Source organism: Prevotella sp. RM4, from assembly GCF_000701965.1.
GTDB lineage: Bacteria > Bacteroidota > Bacteroidia > Bacteroidales > Bacteroidaceae > Prevotella > Prevotella ruminicola.
On record NZ_JNKG01000008.1, the window covers coordinates 439,452 to 452,638 of the forward strand.

The 13,187-nt window shown below is 51.0% G+C and carries 12 protein-coding genes; 3 read left to right on the forward strand and 9 right to left on the reverse strand.

Annotated elements, in window-relative coordinates; all coding sequences use genetic code 11:
• Window positions 1-71: 71 nt before the first annotated feature.
• The 9 genes from T499_RS0107680 to T499_RS14185 form a co-directional block, all read right to left on the reverse strand.
• Window positions 72-599, reverse strand: coding sequence for a peroxiredoxin family protein (locus T499_RS0107680; RefSeq protein WP_033150458.1), 528 nt, complete (start codon window positions 597-599; stop codon window positions 72-74).
• 22 nt (window positions 600-621) lie between these two features.
• On the reverse strand, window positions 622-2,112 hold the full coding sequence (gene cysS, locus T499_RS0107685; RefSeq protein ID WP_028908082.1) for a cysteine--tRNA ligase: 1,491 nt from the start codon (window positions 2,110-2,112) through the stop codon (window positions 622-624).
• A gap of 153 nt (window positions 2,113-2,265) precedes the next feature.
• A complete protein-coding gene (locus tag T499_RS0107690; protein ID WP_033150459.1) occupies window positions 2,266-3,450 on the reverse strand; it encodes an iron-containing alcohol dehydrogenase in 1,185 nt (394 codons plus the stop codon).
• Between the two features lie 8 nt (window positions 3,451-3,458).
• Window positions 3,459-5,327: a glycoside hydrolase family 97 protein gene (locus T499_RS0107695; protein WP_033150460.1), complete on the reverse strand. Its 1,869-nt coding sequence runs from the start codon at window positions 5,325-5,327 to the stop codon at window positions 3,459-3,461.
• 5 nt (window positions 5,328-5,332) lie between these two features.
• Complete coding sequence (fucP, locus tag T499_RS0107700) at window positions 5,333-6,646, reverse strand: L-fucose:H+ symporter permease (RefSeq protein WP_013063200.1); 1,314 nt, start codon at window positions 6,644-6,646, stop codon at window positions 5,333-5,335.
• Between the two features lie 16 nt (window positions 6,647-6,662).
• The gene (locus T499_RS0107705; protein WP_033150461.1) at window positions 6,663-7,679 is read right to left on the reverse strand and encodes a zinc-binding alcohol dehydrogenase family protein; all 1,017 of its coding nucleotides are present in this window, start codon (window positions 7,677-7,679) and stop codon (window positions 6,663-6,665) included.
• A 35-nt stretch (window positions 7,680-7,714) separates the two neighbouring features.
• A complete protein-coding gene (locus T499_RS0107710) occupies window positions 7,715-8,626 on the reverse strand; it encodes an amidohydrolase family protein (RefSeq protein ID WP_033150462.1) in 912 nt (303 codons plus the stop codon).
• Window positions 8,611-9,561 (reverse strand): aldo/keto reductase, encoded by a 951-nt coding sequence (locus T499_RS0107715; RefSeq protein ID WP_013063211.1) that lies wholly within the window; start codon window positions 9,559-9,561, stop codon window positions 8,611-8,613. Before T499_RS0107715 ends, T499_RS0107710 begins: the two co-directional genes overlap by 16 nt.
• Window positions 9,562-9,576: 15 nt before the next feature.
• On the reverse strand, window positions 9,577-10,368 hold the full coding sequence (locus tag T499_RS14185; RefSeq protein WP_052173551.1) for a C1 family peptidase: 792 nt from the start codon (window positions 10,366-10,368) through the stop codon (window positions 9,577-9,579).
• Between the two features lie 134 nt (window positions 10,369-10,502).
• On the opposite strand from T499_RS14185, the gene T499_RS0107725 reads away from it, so the two are divergent.
• From T499_RS0107725 to T499_RS0107735, 3 genes are read left to right on the forward strand one after another with little or no spacing between them, the layout of a single operon-like run.
• The gene (locus tag T499_RS0107725) at window positions 10,503-11,117 is read left to right on the forward strand and encodes a deoxynucleoside kinase (protein ID WP_013065311.1); all 615 of its coding nucleotides are present in this window, start codon (window positions 10,503-10,505) and stop codon (window positions 11,115-11,117) included.
• A 33-nt stretch (window positions 11,118-11,150) separates the two neighbouring features.
• A complete protein-coding gene (locus tag T499_RS0107730; protein WP_013064125.1) occupies window positions 11,151-11,771 on the forward strand; it encodes a deoxynucleoside kinase in 621 nt (206 codons plus the stop codon).
• 12 nt (window positions 11,772-11,783) lie between these two features.
• A complete protein-coding gene (locus T499_RS0107735) occupies window positions 11,784-13,031 on the forward strand; it encodes a peptidase U32 family protein (protein ID WP_033150463.1) in 1,248 nt (415 codons plus the stop codon).
• Window positions 13,032-13,187 lie beyond the last annotated feature (156 nt).

Consider the following 13,187-nt stretch of genomic DNA (forward strand, 5'->3'; position numbering starts at 1 on the left):
CAGTGTATTTGATGAACAAATTCAGTGAATTTGATGTGCAAATACACTGAATTTGGTATTGATGTTCCGTATTATTTCAAATCTTTCAGTAGTTTCTCTACCTTCTGATACTGTACGGTTGAGAGCAGAATCTTGCCTTCGGGTGATACAACTACCATCGAAGGTATCCACTGTACACCGTAGGCTTTAGAAATATCTGTTTCCTTAAACTTCTTCAGTTCGCTCACCTGGGGATAGCTGATGCCGTACTGATTGATGGCCTTCTGCCATGCTTCAACGTTGGTATCCATCGATACGCCAACGAATTCAACCTTGTTGGAGTGGAACTCGTTGTACAGGCGTACCACCTCGGGCGCGTCCTTGCGGCAGTCGGGGCACCACGAGGCCCAGAAATCGAGTACTACGGTCTTGCCTTTCAGCGAGCTGAGGCTGAAGGGTTTGCCGTCGGGGGTATTCATGGTGAAGTCGGGAGCCACAGTGCCTGGCTGTACCAGACTGGTGGCATACTTGGCATCCAGATCTTCGTCGGTGGTTTGCGCTTTTGTGTTAATGGCAAACCCCGCTAAGAGCAGGGCTGCCAATAGTGTTTTGAGCTTCATAAGAGATACTTGTTTGTTTTATCTATTTGTTCAGTTTCCAGGTAACACCATCCTTGGTGTCCTTCACCTCGAAACCGGCTGCTGCGAGTTCATCGCGAATCTTATCGCTGGTAGCCCAGTCCTTATCGGCCTTGGCCTTAGCACGCAGTTCCAGTACCATATCCATTACCTTACCAAAGGCAGCCTCGCGCTCATCGTTGGTGCCGCTCTTCTCGGCCTTCAAGCCCAGAATATCCTCGGCAAAGAGGTGCATGGTTTCCTTCAGCTCCTGCAGGCACTCGGCACAGATGGTTGCTTTGTGGTCGGTGAGCTTGTTCACCACGGTGCAAGCTTCGAACAGATAACTGATCACCTGTGGGGTGGCCAGGTCGTCGTTCATGGCATCGTAGCACTTCTGGCGCAGAGCCTTAACTACCTTCTCAGTCTCGGCATCGCACTTGTCGGCTACCTGAACACGCTCCAAGTCGGCAATGGCGTTCATCATCTTCTCCAATCCCTTCTCGGCAGCTTCAAGCGCTTCGTTCGAGAAGTCTACCGTGCCACGGTAGTGAGCGCTGAGCACGAAGAAACGGATGGTCATCGGTGAGTAGGCCTTCTTCAGCAATGGGTGATTGCCGGTGAAGAACTGCTCGAGGGTGATGAAGTTGTTATACGACTTACCCATCTTCTGTCCGTTGATGGTCAGCATGTTGTTGTGCATCCAGTATTTTACAGCGGGGTGACCCATCGAGGCCTGTGCCTGTGCAATCTCGCACTCGTGGTGTGGGAATACCAGGTCCATACCACCTCCGTGGATATCAAACTCCTCGCCAAGGTACTTGCGCCCCATAGCAGTACACTCGCAGTGCCAACCGGGGAATCCGTCGCTCCAAGGCGATGGCCAGCGCATGATGTGCTCGGGCTGAGCCTTCTTCCACAGGGCAAAGTCGGCTTGATTGCGTTTCTCGCCTACACCGTCGAGCTCACGACTGGCATCCTTCACGTTCTCGAGCGAACGACCTGAAAGAATACCATACTGGAACTTCTTGTTGTAAGCCTCGATATCAAAATAGATAGAGCCGTTGCTCTCGTAAGCAAAGCCATTGTCGATAATCTGCTGAACCAGCTGCTGCTGCTCGATGATATGACCAGTGGCATGGGGCTCGATAGAGGGGCGCAGTACATTCAGTGCATCCATAGCCGCATGATAGCGGTTGGTGTAGTACTGGGCAATCTCCATGGGCTCCAGCTGCTCCAGGCGGGCTTTCTTGGCAATCTTATCCTCACCCTCGTCGGCATCGTGCTCCAAGTGACCTACGTCGGTAATATTACGTACATAACGTACTTTATAACCCAGGTGCTTCAGATAACGGAACACCAGGTCGAAAGTAATCGCAGGACGGGCGTGTCCCAGATGGGGATCGCCATACACGGTAGGACCACACACATACATACCCACGTTGGGGGCGTGAAGGGGCTCGAAACGCTCCTTCTGTCGTGTCAAAGTATTGTAAATTACTAACTTAGATTCCATAATGCTCTTAATTTTTGGGTGCAAAGGTAATAAAAAGTTGGCACTGATTACACGGATTAACACAGATTTTTTATATAAAGAGCGAAAAATTGCTTTAAATGAATCATAATCCGTGTTAATTCGCGTAATCCGTGCCACCTATCATTAATATCTTCATCCGCGTGCCATTTTGTAGATTGCCTCCATATCCTCGGCCTTTAGCACCTTCAGGTTACCGCAGGTAATGGTGTTGTTACGACTGCACTTGCGTACCATCTCCTTGATTTCCTCGTCGGTGATGTCCTTGCCAATCAGTTCCTTGATGTTGATAGGCATACCGATGGCATGATAGAAACGCTCCATGGCCAGGATTCCCTTTTCGGCTGTGCCTTCGGGATCGGTAAAGTCGTTGGGTACATCCATTACGTTAACGGCAAAACGCACAAATCTGCTCAGATTCTCGTGCATGGTATAGCGGGCCCAACTTGGCCAGATGGCAGCCAGACCGGCACCATGGGTTACGTCGAACATACCGCTCAGCTCGTGCTCCAGCTGGTGGGTAGCCCAGTCACCGATAGCACCGCAGCCAGTAAGGTCGTTATGCATCAGCGAACCGCCCCACATAATCTGTGCACGGTAGCGATAGTCCTCAGGATTCTTCAGCACAGGGAATACGGCGTTCTTGATACTACGCAGTGCAGCCTCGGCCAAATCGGTAGTAAAGTCCATATCATCGTCCTTGGTAAAGTAACGTTCCATGGTATGCATCATCATATCGGTAACACCGGCTGCCGTCTGGTAAGGAGGCAATGTCATGGTGCGACGAGGATTCAGGATAGCAAACTTGGGGCGACTCAGATTGTTACTGTAACCCACCTTTACATCGCCGTCCTCATTAGTAATCACTGAGCTTTCGCTCATCTCACTACCAGCAGCAGGAATGGTAAGTACCGCTGCTACGGGCAGCATGGTCTTAGGTTGGGCCTTACCCATGTAGATATCCCATACGTTACCCTCGAAAGGTACACCGTAGCCAATACACTTAGCCGAGTCGATAACACTACCGCCACCTATGGCCAGGATAAAGTCGATACCCTCCTTACGGCAGAGTTCGATGCCCTGTTGCGCCAGTGACAAACGGGGATTGGGCACTACACCTCCCAGTGTCACATACTCAACGCCATCTTCGCTCAGCAAACCACAAATCTTGTCGATCAGACCAGAGCGTTTGGCGCTCTGTCCACCATAATGTACCAGCACCTTGGTGCCACCATACTTTTTTACTAGCTTAGCTACTTGTTCTTCACTCTGTTCTCCAAAAACCACCTCGGTCGGGGCATAGAAATTAAAATCCTTCATAAAAATGTTTATCTTTGTGATTTGATGACCAGCACGAAACCACCACGGGGCTGTGTAGCAATTTGCTTAGGTATCTGATTGCCCTTGGTAATCAGCCAATCCTTATTGCCTGACAGTTGATACTGGGCTGGGTCGGCATCGGCAAAGGTCTGCACGCACTTGGCGCCACTGATGAAGCTCAAATCTACATCAAGCACCTTCTTGTTGTCGGTACCGTTGATACCAGCTACGTACCAGGTTTCGCCGCTGCGGCGGGCCAGTACTACGCTCTCTCCGGGATAACCGCTCACGTAGCGGGTCTCATCCCATGTGGTGGGCAGCTTTCCGAAGAAATCCTGTACCTGCTGAGGCTGCACCAGATAGCTCTCGGGTTTGTCGGCCAGGTGCTGCAGGGCACTCTCGTACAGTACGGTCAGAGCCAGTTCGTGGGCATCGCTGGTAATATGTGGATGCTGTGAATCGCTGAAGGTACATGGTGTGTAGTCCATCGGACCGATGATGTTACGGGTAAAGGGCAGTGTGGTGTTATGACTGGCTGCTACGTTGGTAAATGTGGGCACGTTGTTGTACCACTCGGCACCATACACACCCTCGGTCGACATGAGGTTGGGGTAGGTGCGCTGCCATCCACGAGGTATGGTGGCACCATGGAAGTTAACCAGCAGATGATGCTTGGCGGCACTCTCCAGCAGGTCGATACAGTAAGTCATATCGCGCTGACAGTCGCCTGAGAAGAAGTCGATCTTTACACCAGCTACGCCAATCTTCTCGCACCAGGCAAACTCCTTTTCACGGTCTTCGGGCTTGTTCAGGCGGAACTTCGGTGTGGGGGCACCATCAATCCAGCCTACTGATGAGTTATACCAAATCATGGGTTTAACACCTTTCGAGTTGGCATAAGCTACGGCATCCTCGATGGTCTTGTCGTCCTTCATCTCATCCCACTCAGCATCAATCAGCACGTAAGGCAGCTTCAGGGTAACAGCCATATCTACGTACTTCTTAATAATATTGTAGTCGTTCGAACCATGGTTGTATGCCCAGTAGATCCACGATACAACACCAGGTTTAATCCAACTGGTATCGCTTAGTTTGCAAGGCTCGCTTACGTCGGTTACCAAGGTGCTCTGAATCAGGTCCTGCATGCTGCCGATGATAGCGATGCGCCAAGGCGAGTGCCACTTGCCTTTGAGGTTTACCTCGTTTACATCGGGAGTTACATGCAGCAGATTGCCTTCGGTGTAGAGGCATGCTGCAGCCTGGTTACGCTCGATGTTAGCTTCGGAGAGCAGCATGAATACACCCTCCTGTGGCTCAACCAGTGTGGGGAATCCCCAGCGCAGGTTGTAACCCTCGTCGGATTTCACTACACCAGCCATTCTACCGATAGGTTTTATTTTGCCAGTGGTGCTCATGGGGTAGAATCCCTCGTAGCTGTCGGTCCACTGCAGCATCCAACGCTTGGTGCCTTCGGGTATCATGTAGGCTGTCTTCTCCTTGGGCAGCTTGCCTTTCAGTCCGTTCAGTTCATAGCGGAAGGCTGCACCGTCGTTATACAGGCGCAGTACCAGCTGCAGGTTGCCGCTCAACTTTGCCACATACTCGTTGGCCTCGTTGGTGCAGGTAGATTTTTTACCAGCCAGCATTTGATAGTTGGCTGTTACCTTGCCAATGGGCTTAAATTTCAGCCGATTGCTTTTGATGCCCTCGTAGCCCAGCACGGGTATGTTGAGCACCTCTTGTTTCTGATAGTTAACACTGATGCCCTGGCCGCTGTTGGATACAGTAAGCTTGCCATTGGGCGATACGGGCTGCTGAGCCGACAGGCTGAGCGCTCCGAAACATGTAGTTAGAAAAATTAAAAACTTTTTCTTCATGGGATTTATAAATGTTTCTTGATATGAATTCGATAACCGTAGGCTGTTACCACGAGGAAACAGATGAGTGGCAGTACGAACGAGATGTTGGTGGCTGGCATACCCATCAACGTGCCCTCGTCGATAATCATAGCCTGCAGCGGGGGCAGTACCGAACCGCCTAAGATGGCCATGATAAGACCTGCTGCACCAAACTTGGCATCGTCGCCCAGTCCGTCGAGTGCAATACCATAGATGGTGGGGAACATGAGCGACATGCAACCGCTAACGCATACCAGACAGTACATGCCCAAACGATCCTGGAAACCGATAACACCCAGTGTAAATACCATGGCCAGTACACCAAAGATGGCCAGCAGCATGGCGGGCTTTACGTATTTCATCAAGAAGGTGGCGATGAAACGCGAACAGATGAAGAACAGCATGGCAAAGATGTTGAATCGCTGTGACAGTACTTCGGCAGCCTGTTCGTCCATACCCTCGGCCATAAATACGCGCGTACCATATTGTATAATAAAGGTCCAGCACATAATCTGCGCACCTACATAGAAGAACTGGGCAATCACACCCTCGCGGTAGTATTTGAGTGCAAAGATTCGCTTGATGGTTACCAGGAAGTGGATGTCGTGGTTGGCATCGCCGATTTTGGGCATCTTGGTAAAGCGCATCAGTAGTAGCATGCCCACAATCACCAGTCCGATAATCAGGTAAGGCGAAATCAGTACGCTCAGGTCGGCATCCTTCAGTGCCTCGAACTCTGTGTCGCTCAGCAGGGCACGCTCGTCGCTGCTCATGGGGTTGAGCTTGGCCTGAATAAAGTTCATGGCCACAAACATACCGATGATAGAGCCGCAGGGGTTAAAGCACTGTGCCATATTCAGGCGGCGCGTAGCTGTTTCGGCTGGGCCCATGGTCAGAATGTAAGGGTTGCACGAAGTTTCGAGGAACGAGAGTCCGCACGTCATGATAAAGTAGGCGATGAGGAAACAGCCGTAGATACCGATGGCCTTGGCAGGGAAGAACAGCAGGGCACCGGCAGCATAGAGTCCGAGTCCCATCAATACGCCCGCCTTGTACGAGAACTTACGGATAAAGATGGCTGCAGGAAACGCCATGCAGAAGTAACCGCCATAGAACGCTACCTGCACCAGCGTGCCATCGGTTACGCTCATGCGGAAGATCTTAGAGAATGCTTTCACCATGGGGTTGGTAATATCGTTGGCAAAGCCCCAGAGTGCAAAGCAGAATGTTACGAGTATAAAGGGGATGAGGTAGTTAACCCCATCCTTGACTATCAGAGATTGTTGTTGCTTTTCCATTTTCTTTAGTAGGTTTTTAGAAGTGAACTAAGATACGGAATACCTTGCCAGGTGTCTCGCTCCACTGCAGCATGGCCTTGGGGGCCTGCTCGGGTGCTACGTCGGCACTAATCAGACGGTCAACCGGACATGTGCCACGCTCCAGGTAGTGGATCACAGCACGGAAATCCTGTGGCTGGGCATTACGCGAACCACGAATGTCGAGCTCCTTCTGTACAAAGAACTTGGTTTGGAACGATACGTCGGTCTTGGCATAGCCGATGCAAACCACGCGACCGGTGAAAGCTACTTCGTTTACAGCCATCTGGTAGGTAGGTGCGCTACCCACAGCCTCGATAATTACATCGGGACCGAAACCCTCGGTCAGCTCCAGCAATCGGGCATGTACATCCTCGGTCTTGGTGTTGATGGCGTAAGTGGCGCCCATCTCCTTGGCCAGTGCCAGCTTCTCGTCGTCGATATCGGCAGCAATCACGGTAGCACCGCGCAGGGCCGAACGTACGATAGCTCCCATGCCAACCATACCGCAACCAATCACCACTACGGTGTCGATATCGGTTACTTGGGCACGATTCACGGCGTGGAAACCAACACTCATAGGCTCGATGAGGGCGCAGGTGCGGGGATCGAGATTACCAGCGGGAATCACCTTCTCCCAAGGCAGAGCGATGAACTCGCGCATGGCACCGTTGCGCTGTACGCCTAGTGTTTCGTTATGCTGACAGGCGTTTACGCGCTGGTTACGGCACGAGGCGCACTTGCCGCAGTTAGTGTAAGGATTGCAGGTTACCACCATGCCGGGCTTCAGGTGTTCGGGCACGTCGGCACCCACCTTTTCAATCACGGCACCCACCTCGTGGCCAGGTATAACGGGCATTTTTACCATGGGGTTCTTACCCAGCCATGTGCTCAGGTCGGAACCACAAAAACCTACATACTTGAGGCGCAGCAGCACCTCGTTGGGCTTCATTTCCTGCTCAGGAATGTTTACTATTTCCATCTGGCGCTCGCCAGGAATCTGTATTGCTTTCATTGGATTATTTGACTATTTCACTATTTACTATTATACTATTCGCTCATGTTTTTGATGTAAGGGAGCTCGGGCAGCTCGCCGAAGCCGAAGAACTGCTTGGCGTTCTGGCCTAGGAACATACGCTTCTCATCGGCGGTTAGGTCGGCCGATTTCTCTACAAAGTCGTAACTCATCTTGTAGGTGATGGCGGTGATGGTGCGGGGATAATCGCTACCCCACATCAACTTGTCCATGCCCACCTCGTCGGCAGCCTGCTTAATGGCGCGGATGGCCGATGGGAAGGGGTAGAACTCGTCGTTAAACAGCCAGGTAATACCACCGCTTTCCACGTATACGTTCTTGTGGCGTGCCAGGCTAATCTGACTCATCCAACCCTCGCGTGTTACCATGCCGAAATGGCCGATGGCTATTTTCAGGTTGGGGCACTCCTGTATCAGCTCTTCCATCTGTCCTACCTGTGCGTCGCCGTCCTGTAGCTCAATGCCTAATATCTTACCCTGCTTCTCCATCAACTGCAACAACTGCAACATTGCATCGGTTAGGAACTGCTGGGGTAATCGGGCAGCGGGTATCTTGATGCCTTTAAAGGCCTCTACCACGCCTGGAGCGTTCTGCATAAAGTCGGGATTGCGGTAATCCAGCATACCGAAGGTGAAAAAACGGTTGGGGTAGCGGCTCTCTACCTGTAACAGGTAGCTATTTTGTATGCCGTCGATAAACTCCTGCGTAACCACGGCGGCTGCCACCTGGGCGTAGTCCATGTTACTCAAAAAGCGCTCGGCCGTATTCTGTCCGTCGGTCATAAATGGCGGCAGCATCTGTCGCTCCTCGCCGAAAAACAGCGAGCGACTGCGGTTGGGTTCTAACTGGCAGATACGCTGGTTGTTAACCACCGTGTCCTGATTCAGCCACAGATGACTGTGGGCATCAATTATGAGTTTTTCCATCTTACAAACATTTGGTCGCCGATAATCTCCTGTACCTTCTTTACCAGCTGCTCATCCATAGGTTCGTTAACGTACTGTATGTTCTTGAGTACATTCTTGGGATTGGCGCTGCTGAACAGGGTAGTAGCGATGCGTGGATTCAGACTGGTTGAGAACTGGATGGCCAGCTTGTCGATAGGATAGCCCTGCTCTTCGCAGTACTTGGCAGCCTTGGCACAAGCCTCCTGCAAATCCTTGCCAGCTGGGTGCCATGCGGGGGCGCCACGTTGCGACAGCAGGCCCATTGAGAATGGCGAGGCGTTGATAACACCTACGTTGTGCTGCTCAAAAAATCCCAGGTAATCGGCCAGCAGGGTGTCGTTCAGCGAGTAGTGGCAGAAGTTCAGGATGCTTTCTACCGTACCCTCGGGGGCATGCTCTACCACCCACTTCAGGTTCTCGGGCTGCAGGTCGGTAATACCCACGTGCTTTACAATACCTTTTTCGCGAAGTTCTACCAGTGCAGGCAGGGTCTCGTCAACAATCAGTTGCAGGCCGCCTTCCATGTCGCCCTGGAACTCAATGTCGTGTACATTAATCAGGTCGATGTAATCCACGTTCAGGCGTTCCATACTCTCGTACACACTCTCCTGAGCGCGCTTGGCGCTGTAGTCCCAGGTGTTCACGCCGTTATGTCCGTAGCGGCCCACTTTGGTAGATATGAAATACTTACTGTGTGGAATCTCCTTCAGCGCCTTGCCCAGTACGGTTTCGGCCTTCAGGTGACCATAGTAGGGCGACACGTCGATAAAGTTGATACCATTGTCAACGGCTGTGTGTACAGCCTCTATTCCCTCTTCTTCGCGGATGCTATGGAACACGCCGCCCAGCGATGAGGCACCAAAACCTAAGTTCGATACCTTCATACCTGTTTTCCCGATTTCGTTATAAATCATATTTATTGATATAAGTTAGTTCTGATATGCTTGGTTAGTCATCTCTACGGCTACGGTTTCCTGGCAGAAACGTGCCATGGGATAGTATTCCAGTCCGCCGTACGGACCTTGGTCGCCCCACGAGTTCTTCATGATAAAGTAGCGCTCGCCATCCTCGTCGTGTGCCAGTCCTACGATGGCCATGGCGTGGTTCTCGTCTTCCCAGCACACTCCGTGGTGGTTACGCACGGCACGCTCGGTCTTAGCCAGCAGCGAGTCCATCGGTATGTTCAGATAGCGCTCGTGGGTCCAGTTGTCGGGCACCTCCAGCTCGGCCTCCTCGTTATAGGGCTGATGGCTGTTGCTGGTCAGGGCAATGTACTCGCCAGGCTTGCACACGCTGCGGGCAAACTCCTGCGGGGTGTACTGTGCGCCCAGCATAAACACCCACTGGGGGGCGGGCGTTGTAATCTTGCGCATGGCGTCGTAGCCGCATATGCCGTATTTCTCAATCATGCTGATAAGGGTGGTGGGCTCGCCACGCTTGGTGGCGGGACAGGCCTTCTCCTGCTCAATCATCTTCTCGATATAGTAGGGTGAAAGATTTACCGAGTCGCCCCAGCTCAGGTGCTCGGTCTCAATGGCGGCCAGCATGGCGTAAATCCAGCAAGTCTGGCTTTCGCCCTGGTCCTTAATGGGGGTCATGCGGTTCAGTACTTCGTTGGTAAAGTGCTTGCCCCCAGGGGTATAGACACTTGGCTGGTGGGCACAACTTCCCATCAGCATCACTAAAGCAACTGCACATGCCATCACGGTTTTAAGTTTCATGCTGCAAAGATAATATATTTTGGAGCGAATTCTGCGAATTAACATGAAAAATATATGGCCGAACGAAAAAAAATCGATAAAATCCATAATACGTGCCGAAAAAGTAGTATCTTTGCAGCCCAATTCAATTAAGTATGCATATCGCAGTAGCAGGAAATATAGGTAGTGGCAAGTCTACGCTCACCAAGCTCCTGGCCAAACACTATGGCTGGGAACCGAGGTTCGAGGCCGTAGAGCATAACCCGTATCTCGAGGATTACTACCGCGATATTCACCGTTGGTCGTTTAATATGGAGGTGTATTTCCTGAAGGAACGCTTCCGCGATCTGATTACGATTGCTCAGGCTGATCACACTATTATTCAGGACCGTACCATCTACGAGGGTGTGTATGTGTTTATGGAGAATAACCGCGATATGGGTAACCTGAGCGAGCGCGACTACGAGACTTACATGGAACTGTTTGAGCAGATGATGACGGTGGTGAAAGTACCCGACCTGATGATTTATCTGCGTGCTTCGGTGCCCCATCTGGTTAGCAATATCCAGAAGCGTGGCCGCGACTACGAACAGAGCATACAGCTGGAGTATCTGCAGAACCTGAACCGTCGTTACGACGATTTCATTAAGAATAAATACCCCGGCCGTGTGATTACTATCGAGAAAGACAATCTCGACTTCCTTAACATTCCTAAGGACCTCTCTGGCATCATCGACAAAATCGATGCAACTCTCTTTGGACTGTTTTAATGTTTAATATTTAATCTTTAACGTAAAGATAGTATGCATATTGCAGTAGCAGGAAACATTGGTAGTGGCAAGACCACGCTTACTAAGTTGTTGGCACATCGTTACAACTGGATTCCCCGTTTCGAACCAGTTGATAATAACCCGTATCTGGCTGATTTCTATGCCGATATGCCTCGTTGGTCGTTTAATCTTCAGATCTATTTCCTGAACAAACGTTTCAAGGAGGTGGTTGAGATTTCGCAGAGCAAGGATACTCTGATTCAGGATCGTACCATTTTTGAGGACGCTCGCATTTTTGCGCCCAACCTGCACGATCAGGGAATGATGAGCGATCGCGACTTTGCTAACTATACCGACCTGTTCGACCTGATGATGTCGCTCGTGAAACTGCCCGATCTGATGATTTATATCCGTTCGAGCATACCTACGCTGGTAGAGCAGATTGCCAAGCGCGGACGTGAGTACGAGCAGACCATGCGCCTGGATTACCTGCAGGGATTGGAGAAACGTTACGAGGACTGGATTGCTACCTACAAAGGTCCGCTGATTATTGTGAATGGTGATACCTGTAAGTTTGGCGATCGTCCAGAGGACTTCCAGAAGGTTTGCGAACTTATCGACCAGAAGCTGTACGGTCTCTTCCCCATGGAGTAAAAAATTAAGGATATGATACAAGATTACGAAATAATGGCACCTGTGGGCTCGCGCGAGAGCCTTGCAGCTGCAATACAGGCTGGTGCCGACAGTATTTACTTCGGCATCGAGAAGTTGAACATGCGTGCCCATTCGGCAACTACTTTTACCATCGACGATCTGCGCGAGATTGCCCAGACCTGCGATGAACATGGCATTAAGAGCTACCTTACAGTTAATACCATCATCTATGGCGAGGATATCCCCTTGATGCACGAGATTATCGATGCCGCCAAGCAGGCTGGCATTTCGGCTGTGATTGCCAGCGATGTGGCTGTAATGACCTACTGCAGCAAGGTGGGTCAGGAGGTTCACCTCTCAACCCAACTTAACATCTCTAATATCGAGGCCCTGAAGTTCTACGCCCAGTTTGCCGACGTGGTAGTGCTGGCCCGCGAGCTGAACATGGACCAGGTGGCCGAGATTTTCCGTCAGGTTGAGGAGGAGCACATCTGCGGTCCCAGTGGCAAGCAGATACGTATCGAGATGTTCTGTCATGGTGCCCTGTGCATGGCCATTAGCGGTAAGTGCTACATGAGTTTGCATGCTGCTAACCGCAGTGCCAACCGCGGCGAGTGCATTCAGATTTGTCGCCGTTCGTACACCGCTACCGACAACGAGACTGGCTACCAGCTGGATATCGACAATAAATATATTATGAGTCCGAAGGATCTGAAGACCGTACGCTTTATCGACCGTATGATGAAGAGCGGCGTGCGTGTATTTAAGATCGAGGGTCGTGCCCGTGGTCCCGAATATGTTTACACCGTGGTTACTGCCTACAAGGAGGCCATTAAGGCTGTGCTGGATGGTACGTTTACCGAGGAGAAGAAGGACGAGTGGGATGCCCGTCTGGCTACTGTGTTTAACCGCGGTTTCTGGGATGGCTACTATCAGGGTCAGACCATGGGCGAGTGGAACAAACACTATGGTAGTAACGCCACCGAGCGCAAGGTTTACATTGGTAAGGGCGTGAAATACTTCTCGAACCTGGGTGTGGCTGAGTTTACGGTTGAGGCAAACACCTTTAAGGTAGGCGACAAGATGCTGATTACCGGTCCTACCACCGGTGTGATGTATGTAACGGCCGAAGAGATTCACGGCGATAACGGTCCGGTTGAGGTTGCCGAGAAGGGCACCCGCGTATCGATAGCCGTAACAGGCAAGGTACGTCAGAGCGATAAGCTGTTTAAACTCGAACAGGTTGAACCTACTGAATAACAATAAATTAGGGGCGCATCACTGCGCCCCTAATTTGTCTAACTTACTAACCAATTACTAATCATTATACTAACAAAAACTATAAATGTATGAAAAAACTAACTCATTACCATTAATTATATGTACTATTGATCACTTTTTCTGGTGCAAAGGTAT

Excerpts from the sequence above, each read along its gene's own strand:
- T499_RS0107680 (WP_033150458.1), bottom strand. The coding sequence starts at position 599 with ATGAAGCTCAAAACACTATTGGCAGCCCTGCTCTTAGCGGGGTTTGCC.
- cysS (WP_028908082.1), bottom strand. The coding sequence starts at position 2,112 with ATGGAATCTAAGTTAGTAATTTACAATACTTTGACACGACAGAAGGAG.
- T499_RS0107690 (WP_033150459.1), bottom strand. The coding sequence starts at position 3,450 with ATGAAGGATTTTAATTTCTATGCCCCGACCGAGGTGGTTTTTGGAGAA.
- T499_RS0107695 (WP_033150460.1), bottom strand. The coding sequence starts at position 5,327 with ATGAAGAAAAAGTTTTTAATTTTTCTAACTACATGTTTCGGAGCGCTC.
- fucP (WP_013063200.1), bottom strand. The coding sequence starts at position 6,646 with ATGGAAAAGCAACAACAATCTCTGATAGTCAAGGATGGGGTTAACTAC.
- T499_RS0107705 (WP_033150461.1), bottom strand. The coding sequence starts at position 7,679 with ATGAAAGCAATACAGATTCCTGGCGAGCGCCAGATGGAAATAGTAAAC.
- T499_RS0107710 (WP_033150462.1), bottom strand. The coding sequence starts at position 8,626 with ATGGAAAAACTCATAATTGATGCCCACAGTCATCTGTGGCTGAATCAG.
- T499_RS0107715 (WP_013063211.1), bottom strand. The coding sequence starts at position 9,561 with ATGATTTATAACGAAATCGGGAAAACAGGTATGAAGGTATCGAACTTA.
- T499_RS14185 (WP_052173551.1), bottom strand. The coding sequence starts at position 10,368 with ATGAAACTTAAAACCGTGATGGCATGTGCAGTTGCTTTAGTGATGCTG.
- T499_RS0107725 (WP_013065311.1), top strand. The coding sequence starts at position 10,503 with ATGCATATCGCAGTAGCAGGAAATATAGGTAGTGGCAAGTCTACGCTC.
- T499_RS0107730 (WP_013064125.1), top strand. The coding sequence starts at position 11,151 with ATGCATATTGCAGTAGCAGGAAACATTGGTAGTGGCAAGACCACGCTT.
- T499_RS0107735 (WP_033150463.1), top strand. The coding sequence starts at position 11,784 with ATGATACAAGATTACGAAATAATGGCACCTGTGGGCTCGCGCGAGAGC.